Below are 17,210 nucleotides of genomic sequence, written 5' to 3' on the forward strand. Positions count from 1 at the left end.
CTGACCTCGGGTGCCGCCTCCCGCGGCACTCCTCGCCGCCCGGAGTGCTGAGGCTTCGCTAAATCGAGGGAAAGGTCACACGCGCCTCCCCTCCTGCGCCCTCGCTAACGGGCGCTAACCTGCGGTCATGAAGGTCCCGCCCGAAGGGCTCCCCCTCGCTGCCGAGTTCCCGGCCGCGCACCGTGAGCAGTGGCAGCAGCTCGTCGAGGGTGTGCTGCGCAAGTCCGGTGCCCAGCCCGAGGACGGCGCCGCCGCCGAGCAGGCGCTCACCACCGGCCTCCAGGACGGCCTGCGCGCCCGCCCGCTGTACACCGCCGAGGACACCACGGCCGAGCCCGGCTACCCGGGCTTCCCGCCGTTCGTGCGCGGCGGCAGGCCGCAGGGGTCGGTCGTCGCCGGGTGGGACGTCCGCCAGCGACACGCCGACCCGGACCGCCGGCGCACCAACGAGGCCGTCCTGGCCGACCTGGAGCACGGCGTCGGCTCGATCTGGCTGGAGCTGGGCGGCGAGGGCCTCCCGGTGACCGCCCTGCCCGAGGCGCTGACCGGGGTGTACCTGGACCTGGCCGCCGTGGCGCTCGACGCCGGCCCCGAATTCACGGACGCCGCCGAGCAGTTGTTCAAGCTGTACGAGGAGCGCGAGGTCTCCCCCGGCGCCGCCGCCGGCAACCTCGGCGCCGACCCGCTGGGCCTCCAGGCCCGTACCGGCCAGGCCGACCGCACCCCCGCGCTGCTCGCCGAGGCCACCGCACTGGCCGCCCGCTGCGCCGCCGCGTACCCGGGCGTCCGGGCCCTGACCGTCGACGCCCTGCCGTACCACGAGGCCGGCGCCTCCCCCGCCCAGGAGCTGGGCTGCTCGCTCGCCACCGGCGTCGCCTACCTGCGGGCGCTGACCGCCGCCGGGCTGTCGGTCGACGCCGCGCTCGGCCAGCTGGAGTTCCGCTACGCGGCGGACGCCGACCAGTTCCTGACGATCGCCAAGTTCCGTGCCGCACGCCGCCTCTGGGCCCGCGTCGCCGAGGTGTCGGGGGCGTCCGCGGAGGCCTCGGCGCAGCGCCAGCACGCCGTCACCTCCCGGGTGATGATGACCGCCCGCGACCCGTGGGTGAACATGCTGCGCACCACCGTGGCCTGCCTGGCCGCGGGGGTCGGCGGCGCCGACGCCGTCACCGTGCTGCCCTTCGACAGTGCGCTCGGCCTGCCGGACGCCTTCGCCCGCCGGATCGCCCGCAACACCCAGTCGATCCTGCTGGAGGAGTCCCACCTGGCCCGGGTGATCGACCCGGCCGGCGGCTCCTGGTACGTCGAGCAGCTGAGCGAGGAGCTGGCGCAGGCCGCCTGGGCCTGGTTCCAGGAGATCGAACGGGCCGGCGGCCAGCTGGCCGCCCTCACCGACGGGCTGGTCGGCGAGCGGATCGCCGCGACCTGGGCGGAGCGGTCCGTCCGGCTCGCCAAGCGGCGCGAACCGGTCACCGGCGTCAGTGAGTTCCCGCACCTGGGCGAGCAGCCGCTGGTCCGCGAGCCGGCCCCGGCCACTCCGGGCGGCGGGCTGCCGCAGGTGCGCCGCGCCGAGGCGTACGAGGCGCTGCGGGACCGCTCGGACGCGGTCCTGGCCGCCACCGGCGCCCGGCCCACGCTGTTCCTGGCCTCGATCGGCACGGCCGCCGCGCACACCGCGCGCACCACCTTCGCGGCCAACCTGTTCCAGGCCGGCGGCATCGCGACGACCTCGCTGGAGTCCGTCGACCCGGCCGCGTTCGCCGAGGCCTTCGCCGCCTCCGGTGCCACGGCCGCGTGCCTGTGCTCCAGCGACGCGCTGTACGGCGAGCACGCCGAGGCCGTCGCCGCCGCCCTCAAGGCGGCGGGCGCGCGCCGGGTGCTGCTGGCCGGGCGTCCCGGCGAACAGCGCGCGGCCTACGAGGCGGCGGGCGTGGACGGCTTCGTGGCGGCGGGCGGCGACGCCGTCGCCACGCTGACCGGCCTGCTGGACGAGATCACCGACGAGAACATCGCCGACGAGAGCAAGGTGGCGTGATGATCCCCGACTTCACCGGAATCGGGCTGGACGGCGACGCCGCCCGGGACGTCACCGACGAGAGCTGGCAGGCCGCCTGGCGCCAGGCCACCGGCAAGGACGTCGACGAGCTGCGCTGGGACACTCCCGAGGGCATCGGCGTCAAGCCGCTGTACACCGCGGACGACCTGGCCGGCCTGGACTTCCTGGGCACCTACCCCGGCGTCGCCCCGTACCTGCGCGGCCCGTACCCGACGATGTACGTCAACCAGCCGTGGACGGTCCGGCAGTACGCCGGGTTCTCCACCGCCGAGGAGTCCAACGCCTTCTACCGCCGCAACCTGGCGGCCGGCCAGAAGGGCCTCTCGGTCGCCTTCGACCTGCCGACCCACCGCGGCTACGACAGCGACCACCCGCGGGTGACCGGCGACGTCGGCATGGCGGGCGTGGCGATCGACTCCATCTACGACATGCGCCAGCTCTTCGACGGCATCCCGCTGGACAAGATGTCGGTGTCGATGACCATGAACGGCGCGGTGCTGCCCGTCCTGGCGCTGTACATCGTGGCGGCCGAGGAGCAGGGGGTGCCGCCGGAGAAGCTCGCAGGGACCATCCAGAACGACATCCTCAAGGAGTTCATGGTCCGCAACACCTACATCTACCCGCCGCAGCCGTCGATGCGGATCATCTCGGACATCTTCGCGTACACCTCGCAGAAGATGCCGCGGTACAACTCGATCTCCATCTCCGGCTACCACATCCAGGAGGCCGGGGCCACGGCCGACCTGGAGCTGGCCTACACGCTGGCCGACGGCGTGGAGTACCTGCGGGCCGGGCTGGACGTCGGGCTGGACGTGGACGCCTTCGCGCCGCGGCTGTCGTTCTTCTGGGCGATCGGCATGAACTTCTTCATGGAGGTCGCCAAGCTGCGCGCGGCCCGGCTGCTCTGGGCCAAGCTGGTCAGGCAGTTCGACCCGAAGAACGCCAAGTCGCTGTCGCTGCGCACCCATTCGCAGACGTCCGGCTGGTCGCTGACCGCACAGGACGTGTTCAACAACGTCACCCGTACCTGTGTGGAGGCGATGGCCGCGACCCAGGGGCACACCCAGTCGCTGCACACCAACGCCCTCGACGAGGCGCTGGCGCTGCCGACCGACTTCTCGGCCCGGATCGCCCGCAACACCCAGCTGCTGCTCCAGCAGGAGTCCGGCACCTGCCGGGTCATCGACCCGTGGGGCGGCTCCGCGTACGTCGAGAAGCTCACCCACGACCTGGCCCGCCGCGCCTGGCAGCACATCCAGGAGGTGGAGGCGGCCGGCGGCATGGCCAAGGCGATCGACGCGGGCATCCCCAAGCTGCGCGTGGAGGAGGCCGCGGCCCGCACCCAGGCCCGGATCGACTCCGGCCGCCAGCCGGTGATCGGCGTCAACAAGTACCGGGTGGAGAGCGACGAGCAGATCGACGTGCTCAAGGTCGACAACTCCTCGGTGCGCGCCCGCCAGGTCGAGAAGCTGCGCCGCCTGCGCGACGAGCGCGACGAGGCCGCCACCCAGGCCGCGCTGCACGCGCTGACCCGGGCCGCCGAGGCCGGTCCGCAGCGCGGCGGTTCGCTGGACGGCAACCTGCTCCACCTGGCGGTGAACGCGGCCCGGGCCATGGCCACCGTCGGCGAGATCTCGGACGCCCTGGAGAAGGTGTACGGCCGGCACTCGGGCCAGATCCGTACCATCTCGGGTGTGTACCGAGACGAAGCCGGGGCGTCGGCCCCGCTCCAGCGCACCCGCGACCTGGTCGAGCGGTTCGAGCAGGCCGAGGGCCGGCGGCCGCGCATCCTGGTCGCCAAGATGGGCCAGGACGGCCACGACCGCGGCCAGAAGGTGATCGCCACCGCCTTCGCCGACCTCGGCTTCACGGTGGACGTCGGCCCGCTGTTCCAGACCCCCGCCGAGGTGGCCCGCCAGGCCGTCGAGGCGGACGTCCACATCGTCGGCGTCTCCTCGCTGGCCGCCGGACACCTCACCCTGGTGCCGGCCCTGCGCACCGAGCTGGCCGAGGCCGGCCGGGAGGACATCACCATCGTGGTCGGCGGGGTCATCCCCCCGGGCGACTTCGACGCCCTGTACGAGGCGGGCGCCGCGGCGGTCTTCCCGCCCGGCACGGTGATCCCGGACGCCGCCTACGACCTGCTCAAGTCGCTGGCCGCCGACCTCGGCCACGAGCTCTGAGGCACTGAGCCGATGGCGCCCCGGACGATCGACCTCGACCAGTACGCCCAGGGGGTGCGGGAAGGCTCGCGCGCGTACATCGCGCGGGCCATCACCCTCGTCGAGTCCACCCGGCCCGACCACCGCGCGCTGGCGCAGCAGCTGCTCACCATGCTGCTGCCGCACGCGGGCGGGGCGGTCCGGGTGGGCATCACCGGCGTCCCCGGTGTCGGCAAGTCGACCTTCATCGACGCGTTCGGCACCATGCTCACCGGCCTCGGCCACCGCGTCGCGGTGCTGGCCGTCGACCCGACGTCCAGCCGCACCGGCGGCTCCATCCTGGGCGACAAGACCCGGATGGAGCGCCTCGCCGTCGACCCGAACGCCTTCGTCCGCCCCTCCCCCACCTCCGGCACACTCGGCGGCGTGGCCCGGGCCACCCGCGAGTCGATGGTGGTGATGGAGGCCGCCGGCCACGACGTCGTGCTGATCGAGACGGTCGGCGTCGGGCAGTCGGAGACCACGGTGGCCGGCATGGTCGACTCCTTCCTGCTGCTGTCGCTGGCCCGCACCGGTGACCAGCTCCAGGGCATCAAGAAGGGCGTGCTGGAACTCGCCGACGTGATCGCCGTCAACAAGGCAGACGGCCCGCACGAGACCGACGCCAAGGCCGCCGCCCGCGAACTGGCGGGCGCGCTGCGGCTGTTGCAGGCGCCGGACGCGCCGTGGACGCCGCCGGTGCTCACCTGCAGCGGCCGCGACGGCAGCGGCCTCGACGTGCTGTGGGAGCGGCTGCAGCAGCACCGCAAGGTGCTCGACGCGACCGGCGCCCTGACGGCGAAGCGCCGCGACCAGCAGGTCGAGTGGACGTGGGCGATGGTCCACGACCAGCTCTTCGCCCGCCTGCACGCCCACCCCGAGGTCCAGCGCCTCGCCCCCGGGCTGGAGCAGCAGGTCCGCGCGGGCACCCTCCCGGCGGGGTCGGCCGCCCAGCAGATCCTGGACGGCTTCTTCGGCCCCTCGTCCTGACGGTCACGCCGGCTGGGCGCGCAGATGAACGGAGAACGGCCCCGGACCTCGCGGTCCGGGGCCGTTCTGCTGCCCTGCCCGCGTCAGGCGGCGGTGACGGCGGCGAAGCGCTGCGACACGTCCTGCCAGTTGACGACGTCCCAGAGCTTCTCGACGTAGTCCGGGCGGACGTTGCGGTACTGCAGGTAGTACGCGTGCTCCCAGGCGTCGAAGGCCAGCAGCGGGGTGGTGCCCTGGCCGACGTTGCCGTGGTGGTCGTAGACCTGCTCGACGATCAGGCGCTTGCCGAGCGGCTCCCAGGAGAGGATGCCCCAGCCGGAGCCCTGGACGCCGGTGGTGGCGGTGGTGAGCTGCTTGCGGAAGGCCTCGAAGCTGCCGAAGTGCTCGGTGATGGCGTCGGCGAGGGCGCCCTCGGGGCGGTCGCCGCCCTCCGGGGAGAGGTTCTCCCAGAAGAGCGAGTGCAGCACGTGGCCGGACAGGTGGAAGGCGAAGGTCTTCTGCAGGCCGACCAGGCCGCCGAACTGCTCCTTGTCGCGCGCCTCGGCGAGCTGGTCCAGGGTGTCGTTCGCGCCCTTGACGTAGGCGGCGTGGTGCTTGGAGTGGTGCAGCTCCAGGATCTCGGGGGACATCGCCCGCTCGAGTGCGGAGTAGTCGTACGGCAGGTCGGGAAGCGAGTAGGTGCCCATCAGGACACGGCCCCTTTCGGCGGGTTGAACGATGACGATCGTGCCGGAAACACACTATTGCGTATCAGTTGCAGAAACGAAGCATGGGCTCCTGCATATTCCTCACACCCCGTCGGGCACCATGGTCGCACGCAGGTGTAATGACCGATGAGGGTGAGTGACCATGACCAGATCGCCGGTGGTGCTGGGGATCGTGTCCTCCTGCGACGAGACCGGCGCGGGCCTGGTCCGCGACGGAGTACTGCTCGGCCAGGCGGTGGCCTCCTCCATGGACGAGCACGCGCGGTTCGGCGGCGTGGTGCCCGAGACCGCCGGCCGGGCCCACGTGCACGCGGTGGCGCCGGTGGTCCGGGAGGCGCCGGACCGGGCCGGGCTGACCCTCGCCGACGTCGGGGCCGTCGCGGTGACGGCCGGTCCGGGGCTCTCCGGTGCGCTCCAGGTCGGCGTGGCCGCCGCGAAGAGCTACGCCTTCGCGCTCGGCGTCCCGCACTACGGGGTGCACCACCTGGCCGGGCACGTCGCCGCCGCCACGCTGGACGGCGGGCCGCTGCCGGACCCGTGCGTGGTCCTGATCGTCTCCGGCGGGCACACCTCGCTGCTGCTGTTCCGCGACCTCGCGCGGGACCCGATCGTCCACCTCGGCGACACCCTGGACGACGCGGCCGGCGAGTGTTTCGACAAGGTCGCCCGCATCCTGCGCCTGCCCTACCCCGGCGGACCCGCGATCGACCGCGCCGCACGCGACGGCGACCCGCACGCCGTCCGCCTGCCGCGCCCGCTCACCGGGCCACGTGACGACCCGTACGCCTTCTCCTTCTCCGGCCTCAAGACCGCCGCCGCCCGCTGGGTGGAGGCCCACCGCATGGCCGGCACCGAGCCGAACGTCCCCGATGCGGCCGCCGCCCTCCAGCAGGCGATCGCCGACGTGCTCACCCGCAAGGCCGTCCGGGCCTGCACCGACCACGGCATCTCCACCCTGGTGGTGGTCGGCGGCGTGGCGGCCAACTCCCGGGTCCGGGCGCTCGCCGAGCAGCGCTGCGCGGCCGCCGGGATCACCCTGCGGGTGCCGCCACTGCAGCTCTGCACGGACAACGGCGCCATGGTCGCCGCCATCGGCGACCTGCTGGTCCGCTCGGGTGCGGCGCCCTCGCCGGCGGACCTGTCGATCGACCCCTCGGCGCCGCTGGAGTACGCGGCACTGACGCCGCTCACCCCCGCGCGGGCCGGCGCGGCGTAGCGGCGGCCGACTGCCGGCCTGCCGGCCTGTGGGACGGCGGGACTGCGGCACTGCGGCACGGCCGGTTCGCCGGTCGGGGGTCCGCAGGCCTGCGGGCTGGAGTCCGTCGGTCTGCGGGTTCCTGACAACGTTTCGGTTGCGGTCGCGATCAATCCCGTCCGAGGCCTTCCCGCCGCAATGCGCCATGTGCCATTTTACATGTCACACATCGAGCGGTCGCGCCCCCAACACGCGGCCCCGAACGGCCCCGGAGGCCCCCACAGATGCGTCCCTTCCGGATATCCAAGGCCCAGGCGCGAAGGGTACCGGCGCTCGGCGCCGCGTTCTTCATCGCGCTCGGCCTGTTCGCACCGCAGAGCCAGGCCGCCCCGATCGGTCAGGCGTCCGCCGCCGCGCCGGCCGCCAAGGCCGCAGCCCCGCGGGCGATCCCGGTCCCCAAGTCCCCCGAGGCCACGACGGGAGGCCGTCCGCTCGCCTCGGAGACCGACGGCACCGCCGGAACCCCGAAGGCGGCCGCCGCCGGCACGCCGGCCAAGGCCGCCAAGCAGTTCTCGGCCGCCGCCGCGGCCAACGGCTGCGACACGTCCGCCTTCACCAACGCCACGGGCAGCGCGCTGGTCGCCAACGTCAAGGCCGCGAGCCTCGACTGCATCAACTCGCTCTTCCTGCTCACCGGTACCGACGCGACCAGGGCGTTCGGCGAGGCCCAGATGGCCACCGTCGCCAACGGCCTGCGCGACGCCTCCGCCGGCTACCCGGGTGACAACTCCACCTCCGTCGGGCAGTTGGTGCTCTTCCTGCGCGCCGGCTACTACGTGCAGTGGAAGTACCCCAACGACGTCGGCCAGTACGGCAGCACGCTGCAGACCGCGATCCGCGGCGGGCTCGACGCCTTCTACGCCGCCCCGCACAGCAAGGACGTCACCCAGGCCAACGGCGACACCCTCGCCGAGGCCGTCACCCTGATCGACAGCGCCTACGAGAACGGCCGCTACACCGGCGTCGTGAAGCGGCTGCTCGCCGACTACACCACCAGCTGGCCCAGTTCGATGGCCACGGCCGTCGCCAACACCGAGACGGTCATCGAGAACGGCTTCGACCGGGACGGCTTCATCCCCGCCCTCCAGGCCGATCCCGGCTTCGCCACCACCATGTCCTCGTTCGTGACGCGGAACGCCTCGCTGATCAACGGCGGCGACATGGTCACCTCGATCGGCATCCAGATCGGCAACCTCGTCGCCCACGACGAGCTCAGGGCCCAGGGCCGGCCGATCGTCAAGGACCTGGTCAGCCGTTACCCGCTGGTCGGCGCCACCGCCCCGCTCACCATGAACCTGGTCTGGTTCACGGAGAACAAGGACAAGGGCAACTGCTCCGTCTACGGCCTCTGCGACCTGCCCACCCGGCTCCCCCCGCTGGTGCTCACCAACGAGCGCACCTGCAACGCCAACCTGCGCGTCCGCGCCCAGGAGATGACCGCGCAGCAGCTGGCGGACACCTGCACCAGCCTGATCAACGAAGACGCCCTGTTCCACAAGGTGATCCAGGACAACGGCGCGATCCCGGGTGACGTCAACACCAACCTGGAGGTCGTCGTCTTCGACGACTACTACGAGTACAGCCTCTACGCCGGATCGATGTACGGCATCGCCGTCGACAACGGCGGCATGTACGAGGAGGGCAACCCGGCCAAGGTCGGCAACCAGGCCCGCTTCATCGCCCACGAGGCCAGCTGGCTGCGCCCGGACTTCCAGATCTGGAACCTCAACCACGAGTACACCCACTACCTCGACGGCCGCTACAACATGTACGGCGACTTCGACGCCGGCATGACCACCCCGACCATCTGGTGGGTCGAGGGCGTCGCCGAGTACATCTCGTACACCTACCGCAACGTGCGCAACGCCGACGCGATCGCCGAGGCCGGCAAGAAGACCTACAAGCTCAGCGAGCTCTTCGACACCGTCTACGACCAGACCCCCGACGCCAACGTCAACTCCAACCGGATCTACCGGTGGGGCTACCTGGCCGTGCGCTACATGCTGCAGTCGCACCCGGACGACGTGAAGGCGGTGCTCGCCAAGTACCGCACCGGCGACTGGAACGGCGCCCGCACCCTGCTCAAGAGCACCATCGGCACCAAGTACGACGCCGACTTCGCCACCTGGCTCACCGCGTGCGCGGCCGACAACTGCGGCACCCTGCCGCCCGTCAGCCAGGCCCCGCTCTGCACCGCCGCCGACACCCGCCAGTTCGACAAGAACTGCCGTCGTGACAACCTCGCGGCCACCACCGGCAACTACAGCTACCACTTCCTGTACCTGCCCGCCGGCGTCAAGCAGCTGACCATCACCAGCAGCGGCGGCAGCGGAAACGCCGACCTCTACTACGGCGGCAGCAACTGGGCCACCACCGGCAGCTACCAGGCGAAGTCCACCAACGCCGGCAACGGCGAGAGCCTCACCATCGCCAACCCGCCGTCCGGCTGGGTCTACTTCAGCCTCTACGGCCAGCAGACCTTCGGCGGCGCCAGCGTCACCACGCAGTACCAGTAGGCAGTAGCAGTAAGCCCCCGTTGTGATCGCTGCGCCCCGCCCGTGCCCGCCACGGCGCGGGGCGCACGCGCATCGCGGCGGGCCGCAGCCTCATCGCGGCCAGGTGCCCCCTCAGGCGGACCAGATGACCAGGGGCGGCCGGACGGCGGCGCAGAGCGGGTGCCCCCTGGCATCGGTCAGGCCGAGCCGGGCCACCAGCAGGCCGCTGCGGACGGCCGCCTCGACCGTTGCGGCCGGCACCGCAGCTCCTTCGGCGGCTGGACCCGTGCGGCCCGGCCCGTGCGGCCCGGCCCGTGCAGCAGTGTCCGTACGGCCGGGTCCGTACGGCCGGGTCCGTACGGCCGGGTCCGTGTCTTCGCGGCCCCGAGGTCGGCCAGGGGTCGGGTCGACCGACTGCTGCTCAACTCCCCTCAGTGGCCGGAGCGTTCGGACACCGGGGCGGCACCCCAGGCGAGGAGCATGCGCAGGGCGTCGTCGGACGGCGTGCCGGGCTCGGCGGCGTAGGTGATCAGCGCCTGGTCGGGGTCGGAGGCCGGGCGCAGCGTGTCGTAGTCCAGCTCCAGGGTGCCGACCAGCGGGTGGTGGAAGACCTTGCGGCCCGAGGTCTTGTCGCGGACCGGGTGCTCCGCCCACCAGCGCCGGAACTCCTCGCTCTGCATGGAGAGTTCGCCGATCAGCTCGGCCAGCCGGGGATCGTCGGGGCGGCGGCCGGCCTCCAGGTGGAGGAAGGCGACGCTCTCCCGGGCGCAGGTGGTCCAGTCGGCGTAGAGCGAGCGCGAGGCCGGGTCGAGGAAGGTGATGCGGGGGATGTTCCGCTCGTTCGGGGCGAGGGCGCCGTAGTCGCCGAGGAGGGCCGCGGCGGCGCGGTTCCAGGCCAGGACGTCCATCCGCCGGCCGATCACCAGGGCCGGGACGTCCGGCAGTTCGGCCAGCAGCCGGGCCAGCATCGGCCGGACCCGCTGCGGGGCGGACGGTGTGCGCCCGGCCCGGCCGTCCGCCCGGGTGCGGGCGAGCCGGTGCAGGTGCCGGGCCTCCTCCCGGTCGAGCTGCAGTGCGCGGGCCACCGCGTCGAGCACGGCGTCGGAGGGGTTGCGCACCCGGCCCTGTTCGAGCCGGGTGTAGTAGTCGACGCTGACCCCGGCGAGCTGGGCGAGCTCCTCGCGGCGCAGGCCGGCCACCCGGCGGCGGCCGCCGAAGTCCGGCAGGGCCACGTCCTCGGGCCGCAGCCGGGAGCGGCGGGTCCGCAGGAACTCGTTGAGGCTGATCGCGGTGGTCATAGGAGGATTCTCGCCTCCCTGTGGCCTCGGCAGCCTGGTCCTGTCAGAACCAGGCTGCCGAGGCCACAGGGGGCACGGCGAGCACGGCGGCGCCGGCCGGTACGGCGAACACGGCCGGCACCGCGGGCACCGCGGCGCCGGCCGCAGGGTGACCGCTCAGCCGGCCGGGGCCGCCGAGACCAACCCACCGTCGATCACGAAGTCCTGGCCGGTGAGGTACGAGGAGCGCGGCGAGAGCAGGAAGGCCACCGTCTCGGCGACGTCCTCGGCCTGCCCGAACCGGCCCAGCGGCACCCGGGCCCGGACGGCCTCCCGGTCGGCGACGGGGACGTTCGCCTCGAACATGTCCGTGACGATGTAGCCGGGGCTGACCGAGTTGACCCGGATTCCCCGACCGGCGAGGTCGCTGCCGAAGGTGCGGGCCAGGCTCTGCACGGCGGCCTTGGTGGCCGAGTACACCGGGGCGACGGCGAGGCCGCGGTGCGCCGTCCAGGAGGCGTTGAGGACGACCGAGCCTCCGCCGGCCGCCGCGAGCAGCGGCAGCGCGTGCTGAACGGTGAAGAAGACACCCTTGACGTTGACGGCCATCAGGCGGTCGAACTGCGCCTCGGTGGCCTCGGCGACGGGTTGGAAGGCCGCGATCCCGGCGTTGGCGAACACCCCGTCCAGCCGTCCGTACCGCTCGCCGATCACACCCGCCAGCCGCTCCAGCTCGGCCGGCACGGCCGCGTCGGCGCGGACGGGGAGAACACGGCCCGGGGCGGCGCCGGTTGGGGTGCCGGCGCCCGTCGGGGAGCCGTGCCCGCCGCCGGTCAGTTCGGCCGCGGCGCGCGCCAGCCGGGCCTCGTCGCGTCCGGTGATCACCACGCTCGCGCCGCCCGCCAGCAGCAGCCGAGCGGTGGCGAGGCCCATCCCGCCGCTGCCACCGGTGATCAGCACCGTCCGGCCTTCGAACTCGCGGGCGCCGTCGGGGTTCTGGTTGTTCTCGTGCGGAGAGGTCGGGTTCGCAAAGGTCATGCCCCCACCTTCGCGACCGACCGCCCCCGTCCACCAGGCCCGCCGGAACCGGGGTCCGCCAGGACCACCCTCCCGGCCCACGGGGCCCGGAGGCCGGCCCGGTCCGTGGTGGCGGTCAGGACGGCGGGGTGGCCGTCGTCGCGGACGAGGCGGTCCATTCCCTGCCGGACGACGCCGCCGGAACCGCGGGCCTGTGCCGTCGCCCCGGGCACGGCGACGGCGACGGCGACGGCGAGGCGGCGGCCGTCGCGGCCACCAGCGATTGCTTCACCGTCGGGCCGGCTCGCTCGTGCGCCCGCTACACCTGCGAAGCCCTCCTGTGCCGGTGCCGGCCCACCGCCGCCCGACCGGTGACGCCGGAGCGGGGATGCGTCCGGGCCTCGGGGGCGGGCGCCGGGCGCCAGACCCGGGTGGCCGCCCCGGCCGCCACCAGCGCGAGCGCGCCCAGCGCCACCGTGGCGGCCGGGAGGCCGGCGGTGGCGCCGAGCCAGCCGGCCAACGGGTAGGTGAGCAGCCAGCAGCCGTGGGAGAGGGAGAACTGGGCGGCGAAGACGGCGGGCAGGTCGGCCGGGCCCACCGCGTCGCGCAGGAGGCGTCCGGTCGGGGTGAGGATCAGCGAGCCGGCGGCGCCGAAGGCGGCCCAGAGCGCGAGCAGCGCGGGCCAGCGCCAGCCGGCCGTACCGTCCGGGCCGGCCACCGCGAGTGCCGCCAGCGCGCCGAGGAGTCCGGCGGTGCCGAACGCCGCCGGGAGCATCACCGCGCGGTCGGTCACCCGGTCCAGGACGCGGGGCAGCAGCAGGGCGACGGCCATCGAGCCGCCGCCGTACGCGCCGAGCGCGAGGGGGACGTCGCCGGCGGGGCGGCCGAGCTGGTCACGGACGTAGACGACGGTGTTGACGATCACCATGGCGCCGCCGGCGGCGACCGCGAGGTCGAGCGCGAGCAGGGCGCGCAGCCTGGGGGCGGCCAGGAAGAGGCGCGCGCCCCGGGCCGAGCGCTCCAGGACGCCGCCGGGGCGGTCGGCCGGCACCGGTTTGGGGAGGACTGCGGAGACGACCAGCGCGGCCGAGGCGAGGAAACCGGCCGTGGTGCCCCAGAACAGCCAGTGGTACCCGACCAGCGCCAGCAGTCCGGCCGCGAGCATCGGCCCGGCGAGACTCTCCAGGTCGTAGGCGAGCCGGGAGAGCGACAACGCGCGGGTGTAGTCGCGTTCCGCCGGCAGCACCTCGGGGATCACCGACTGGAACGCCGGGGTGAACGCCGCCGAGGCGGACTGGAGCAGGAAGATCAGCAGGTAGACCTGCCAGACCGTGGTGACGAACGGCAGCGCGACGGCGACCGCCGCCCGGGTCAGGTCGGAGGCGACCATCAGCCGGCGGCGCGGGATCCGGTGGGCCATCGCACCGACGACCGGCGCGATCCCGACGTAGGCGACCATCTTGATCGCCAACGCCGTGCCGAGCACCGAGCCGGCGTCCGCCCCCGCGAGGTCGTAGGCGAGCAGGCCGAGGGCGACGGTCGCCAGGCCGGTGCCCACCAGGGCGACGACCTGGGCGGCGAACAGGTGCCGGTAGGTGGGCTCGCGCAGCACGGACAGCATGGGGACCCCGCTCGGACTCGGCGCGCACGGCGGCGGCGCGCAGGACGACAGGGCACCGGCGTGGCAGCTCGGGCAGCGGAGCGGCAGGCGCCGGGGCGACAGCCTCAGCATAGGACAACATGTGCGTACGTGTGCACCTATTGGAGGGAAGAAGCCGGAGAGGAGGACCGCGAAGGGGGCTGGGGAGGGCGCCTGGGAACAGGACCGCGAAGGGACCGGGGAAGAGCCCCGGCTGGAGACCCTCCCCACAGCAGCCGGGCCCGCTCAGTCGTGCGGCGGCAGTCCGCTGATCTGATGGTCTGCGACGTTCAGCGCCTCGTTGACCAGCCGGCGCAGGTGTCCGTGCCGCAGCGCGTAGACGACCCGTCTCCCGTCCTTGCGGGTGGTGACCAGGCCGGCCAGCCGGAGCTTGCTCAGGTGCTGGCTCACCGAGGGCCGGGCCGCGCCGCAGGCCTCGGTCAGCGTCGTCACGTCGGCCTCCCCCTCGCCCAGCCGCTGCATCAGCGCGAGCCGGGTGCGGTCGGCGAGCAGCGCGAGGATCCCGGCGGCCGTGTCCAGCCGCTCGCCGTTCCGCAGCCGTTCGCCCGCGTCCGGCTCCTGCGACCGGTGCGCACCTGATAGCTGAAGGCTCCCGCTCATGGCCTCATCGTAGAGGGCGCACCGTGGCGGCTCACCCGCTCGCACACGGCGCCACCGGCCGATCCGCGCGGGAGGACAGAACTGCGTCGGACATGACCCATCCAAGGGTGGCGGGCACCGCCGGGCAGCCGGCGGGCGTGACGGTGCACGCCCTCCGGGGGCCGACGGTGCGAAGAGGGAGGTGATGCGCGTCCGCCCCCGCCCACAGCGGCGGGGGGCGGACGGCGCGGAGCGGCGCGGACGCGGCGGAGACGCCGCCGGGCCCGCGCGCGCAGCCGGTGGCGGAGCGGGGAGGCTCGGTGCTACCGGACGCCGGTGAAGACCGCGGCCACTGCCGCGACCGCGGCTGCGGCCATGGGTGCGGCTGCGGCAGGCACCACGGCAACGGCCCGGGGCCGCGGATGCGGCGGGCGGTCGTGGTGGCGTGTCGAGCGGTTCACGCCCCCCATCCAAGCCCGCCCTCCGACGCCCGGGCAAGGCCGACCGGCCGCCCTGACACGGCTCTGACACTCCCCTGACGGCCCCTTGACGACGCCTCACTCTCCCGGGGTGCGGCGCCCTCTCATGCGGCGCCGTCTCAGGAGAAGTCGAGCGACCCCGTGCGAGTGCGCTTGAGCTCGAAGAAGTGCGGGTGGCCGGCCAGCAGCCGCACGCCGTCGAAGACCCTCACCGCGTCCTCGCCGCGCGGGATCGCGGTGAGGACCGGGCCGAAGAACGCGGTGCCGTCCACGTGCATGGTGGGCGTCCCGACCTCCTCGCCCACCGGGTCCATGCCCTCGTGGTGGCTCTTGCGCAACGCAACGTCGTACGCAGTGCTGTGGGCCGCGTCGGCCAGTTGCTCGGGGAGGCCCGCCTCGGCCAGGGCCTCGCGGAGGACGGTCTCGTCGACGGCCCGGTCCTGGTCGTGCAGGCGGGTGCCGAGCGCGGTGTAGAGGCCGCGCAGGACGTGCTCGCCATGCTGCTCGGCGGCGGCGATGCAGACCCGCACCGGGCCCCAGCCGATGTCGAACAGCCGGCGATAGCGCTCAGGGAGGTCCTCGCGGCCCTCGTTGAGGACGGAGAGGCTCATCACGCGGAAGGTGAGGTCGAGTTCGCGGTGGCGCTCGACCTCCAGGATCCAACGGGAGGTGATCCAGGCGAACGGGCAGATCGGATCGAAGTAGAAGTCGACTTTGTTGCTCACACCGCCGATCCTAGGGAGCGGGTGGCCCGCCGGACAGGACCAGTCCGGCTCATGATCCATGGGCCACTTGGCGCACGGGGACGGCCGCGGCCCGCCCGGGTCAGCCCGCCCGGGGTCAGCCCTCGCGCAGGTCAGCGATCCGGCGGATCTTGCCGACCGAGCGCTCCAGGCTGTACGGGTCCAGCACCTCGGCCTCCACCGTCACCCCGACCCCGTCCTTGACCGCCCGGACGATCGCCGCGGCGGCGGCCTCCCGCTGCTCGGGCGCGGCGTCCGGGCGGGCCTCGACGCGGACCGTCATGTGGTCCATCCGGCCGCGGCGGGTCAGGCGCAGCTGGAAGTGCGGCGCCACGGCGGGGGTGCGGAGCAGGATCTCCTCGATCTGGGTGGGGAAGACGTTCACCCCGCGCAGGATGATCATGTCGTCGCTGCGGCCGGTGACCTTCTCCATCCGCCGGAACGCCGGGCGGGCGGTGCCGGGCAGCAGGCGGGTGAGGTCGCGGGTGCGGTAGCGGATGACCGGCACGGCCTCCTTGGTGAGCGAGGTGAAGACGATCTCGCCGCCCTCACCGTCGGGCAGCACCTCGTCGGTGATCGGGTCCACCACCTCGGGGTAGAAGTGGTCCTCCCAGATGTGCAGGCCGTCCTTGGTCTCCACGCACTCCTGGGCGACGCCCGGGCCCATCACCTCGGATAGGCCGTAGATGTCGACCGCGTGGAGGTCCATCCGCTCCTCGATCTCGCGGCGCATCTCCTCCGTCCACGGCTCGGCGCCGAAGATGCCGACCTTCAGCGACGTGCCGCGCGGGTCCACGCCCTGCTTCTCGAACTCGTCGAGCAGGGTGAGCAGATAGGACGGGGTGACCATGATGATCTCGGGCCGGAAGTCCCGGATCAGCTGCACCTGCCGGGCCGTCATGCCGCCCGAGGCGGGGATGACCGTGCAGCCGGCCCGCTCGGCGCCGTAGTGCGCGCCCAGGCCTCCGGTGAACAGCCCGTACCCGTAGGCGATGTGCACCTTGTGACCGGCCCGGCCGCCGGCCGCGCGGATCGAGCGCGCGACCACGTCGGCCCAGACCGAGAGGTCCTGCTCGGTGTAGCCGACCACGGTGGGCAGGCCGGTGGTGCCGCTGGAGGCGTGGATCCGGCGGACCTCCTCCATCGGGACGGCGAACATGCCGAAGGGGTAGGTCTCCCGCAGGTCGGCCTTGGTGGTGAACGGGAAGCGGGCCAGGTCGGCGAGGGTCCGGCAGTCCTCAGGCCGTACGCCGGCCCTGTCGAACTTGCGCCGGTACAGCTCGACGTTGTCGTACGCGTGGTGCAGCGTGCGGCGCAGGTGTGTGAGCTGGTGCGCCCGCAGCTCCTCGCCGGTCATCCGCTCGCCGGCGTCCAGCAACTCGTCCGGGAGCGGCTCGCCCAGGCGCGTCCGCGCGGGCTCCGGGCCGGTCGGTCTGCTGGTCATCGCGTCTCCTCCACCGTCCGAGGGCCCCGCCTGCGCCGCGTGCCGACCGACCATTCGGTCAGCTCTCGGGCATGGCCAAGTAATCCAGCACCCGCACCGGCTGTCAAGGGTTGCCGCGCAGGTCGGAGGCCCGCCGGGCGCGGACCGGGCCGGGCGAGGGGGCGGCCCTGCTGCTGGGGCACGGGGTGGCGGGGGTACCTGGGTGGCCCAGGGAACGCGGGCGCCGGCTACCGGGGTACCCCGCGGCGGCCGGGGCACGGGGTGGCCCGGGGCACGGGGTGGCCTGGGCGCCGAAACCTGGACGAAC

Annotated in this window: 13 protein-coding genes; 5 read left to right on the top strand and 8 right to left on the bottom strand. The window is 73.5% G+C overall.

The features are described from left to right. The first annotated feature begins 127 nt into the window (after positions 1-127). From ACZ5WK_RS01410 to meaB, 3 genes are read left to right on the top strand one after another with little or no spacing between them, the layout of a single operon-like run. Positions 128-2,035 (top strand): methylmalonyl-CoA mutase subunit beta, encoded by a 1,908-nt coding sequence (locus tag ACZ5WK_RS01410; protein WP_465543785.1) that lies wholly within the window; start codon positions 128-130, stop codon positions 2,033-2,035. Next, positions 2,032-4,239: a methylmalonyl-CoA mutase gene (gene scpA, locus ACZ5WK_RS01415; protein ID WP_465543787.1), complete on the top strand. Its 2,208-nt coding sequence runs from the start codon at positions 2,032-2,034 to the stop codon at positions 4,237-4,239. Before ACZ5WK_RS01410 ends, scpA begins: the two co-directional genes overlap by 4 nt. Positions 4,240-4,251: 12 nt before the next feature. After that, positions 4,252-5,247: a methylmalonyl Co-A mutase-associated GTPase MeaB gene (meaB, locus tag ACZ5WK_RS01420; RefSeq protein WP_465543789.1), complete on the top strand. Its 996-nt coding sequence runs from the start codon at positions 4,252-4,254 to the stop codon at positions 5,245-5,247. An 83-nt stretch (positions 5,248-5,330) separates the two neighbouring features. Here meaB and ACZ5WK_RS01425 read toward each other — a convergent pair whose 3' ends face one another. Next, positions 5,331-5,933, bottom strand: coding sequence for a superoxide dismutase (locus ACZ5WK_RS01425; RefSeq protein ID WP_465543791.1), 603 nt, complete (start codon positions 5,931-5,933; stop codon positions 5,331-5,333). Positions 5,934-6,096: 163 nt separating this feature from the next. Here ACZ5WK_RS01425 and tsaD point away from each other — a divergent pair, with 163 nt between their 5' ends. Both tsaD and ACZ5WK_RS01435 read left to right on the top strand, forming a co-directional pair. After that, complete coding sequence (gene tsaD / locus ACZ5WK_RS01430; protein ID WP_465543793.1) at positions 6,097-7,170, top strand: tRNA (adenosine(37)-N6)-threonylcarbamoyltransferase complex transferase subunit TsaD; 1,074 nt, start codon at positions 6,097-6,099, stop codon at positions 7,168-7,170. A gap of 263 nt (positions 7,171-7,433) precedes the next feature. Then, entirely contained in the window at positions 7,434-9,725 is a 2,292-nt protein-coding gene (locus ACZ5WK_RS01435) for a M9 family metallopeptidase (RefSeq protein WP_465543795.1), read from the top strand. Positions 9,726-9,836: 111 nt separating this feature from the next. On the opposite strand, the gene ACZ5WK_RS01440 is transcribed toward ACZ5WK_RS01435, so the two are convergent. From ACZ5WK_RS01440 to paaK, 7 genes are all read right to left on the bottom strand, one after another. Then, complete coding sequence (locus tag ACZ5WK_RS01440; protein WP_465543797.1) at positions 9,837-9,965, bottom strand: DUF5990 family protein; 129 nt, start codon at positions 9,963-9,965, stop codon at positions 9,837-9,839. Between the two features lie 170 nt (positions 9,966-10,135). After that, on the bottom strand, positions 10,136-11,002 hold the full coding sequence (locus tag ACZ5WK_RS01445) for a helix-turn-helix transcriptional regulator (protein ID WP_465543799.1): 867 nt from the start codon (positions 11,000-11,002) through the stop codon (positions 10,136-10,138). A gap of 156 nt (positions 11,003-11,158) precedes the next feature. Next, positions 11,159-12,019, bottom strand: coding sequence for an SDR family NAD(P)-dependent oxidoreductase (locus tag ACZ5WK_RS01450; RefSeq protein WP_465543801.1), 861 nt, complete (start codon positions 12,017-12,019; stop codon positions 11,159-11,161). Between the two features lie 298 nt (positions 12,020-12,317). After that, positions 12,318-13,619: an MFS transporter gene (locus ACZ5WK_RS01455; RefSeq protein ID WP_465543803.1), complete on the bottom strand. Its 1,302-nt coding sequence runs from the start codon at positions 13,617-13,619 to the stop codon at positions 12,318-12,320. 264 nt (positions 13,620-13,883) lie between these two features. Next, complete coding sequence (locus ACZ5WK_RS01460; RefSeq protein WP_465543805.1) at positions 13,884-14,258, bottom strand: ArsR/SmtB family transcription factor; 375 nt, start codon at positions 14,256-14,258, stop codon at positions 13,884-13,886. 577 nt (positions 14,259-14,835) lie between these two features. Then, on the bottom strand, positions 14,836-15,441 hold the full coding sequence (locus tag ACZ5WK_RS01465; protein WP_465543808.1) for a mycothiol-dependent nitroreductase Rv2466c family protein: 606 nt from the start codon (positions 15,439-15,441) through the stop codon (positions 14,836-14,838). 115 nt (positions 15,442-15,556) lie between these two features. Continuing rightward, positions 15,557-16,903, bottom strand: a complete 1,347-nt coding sequence (gene paaK / locus ACZ5WK_RS01470; protein ID WP_465543810.1) for a phenylacetate--CoA ligase PaaK — start codon at positions 16,901-16,903, stop codon at positions 15,557-15,559. Between the last annotated feature and the right edge of the window lie 307 nt (positions 16,904-17,210).

The organism is Kitasatospora sp. NPDC032757 (assembly GCF_055579305.1).

Coding starts and splice junctions, on each gene's coding strand:
- ACZ5WK_RS01410 (WP_465543785.1), top strand. CDS start 128: ATGAAGGTCCCGCCCGAAGGGCTCCCCCTCGCTGCCGAGTTCCCGGCC.
- meaB (WP_465543789.1), top strand. CDS start 4,252: ATGGCGCCCCGGACGATCGACCTCGACCAGTACGCCCAGGGGGTGCGG.
- ACZ5WK_RS01425 (WP_465543791.1), bottom strand. CDS start 5,933: ATGGGCACCTACTCGCTTCCCGACCTGCCGTACGACTACTCCGCACTC.
- tsaD (WP_465543793.1), top strand. CDS start 6,097: ATGACCAGATCGCCGGTGGTGCTGGGGATCGTGTCCTCCTGCGACGAG.
- ACZ5WK_RS01435 (WP_465543795.1), top strand. CDS start 7,434: ATGCGTCCCTTCCGGATATCCAAGGCCCAGGCGCGAAGGGTACCGGCG.
- ACZ5WK_RS01445 (WP_465543799.1), bottom strand. CDS start 11,002: ATGACCACCGCGATCAGCCTCAACGAGTTCCTGCGGACCCGCCGCTCC.
- ACZ5WK_RS01450 (WP_465543801.1), bottom strand. CDS start 12,019: ATGACCTTTGCGAACCCGACCTCTCCGCACGAGAACAACCAGAACCCC.
- ACZ5WK_RS01455 (WP_465543803.1), bottom strand. CDS start 13,619: ATGCTGTCCGTGCTGCGCGAGCCCACCTACCGGCACCTGTTCGCCGCC.
- ACZ5WK_RS01460 (WP_465543805.1), bottom strand. CDS start 14,258: ATGAGCGGGAGCCTTCAGCTATCAGGTGCGCACCGGTCGCAGGAGCCG.
- paaK (WP_465543810.1), bottom strand. CDS start 16,903: ATGACCAGCAGACCGACCGGCCCGGAGCCCGCGCGGACGCGCCTGGGC.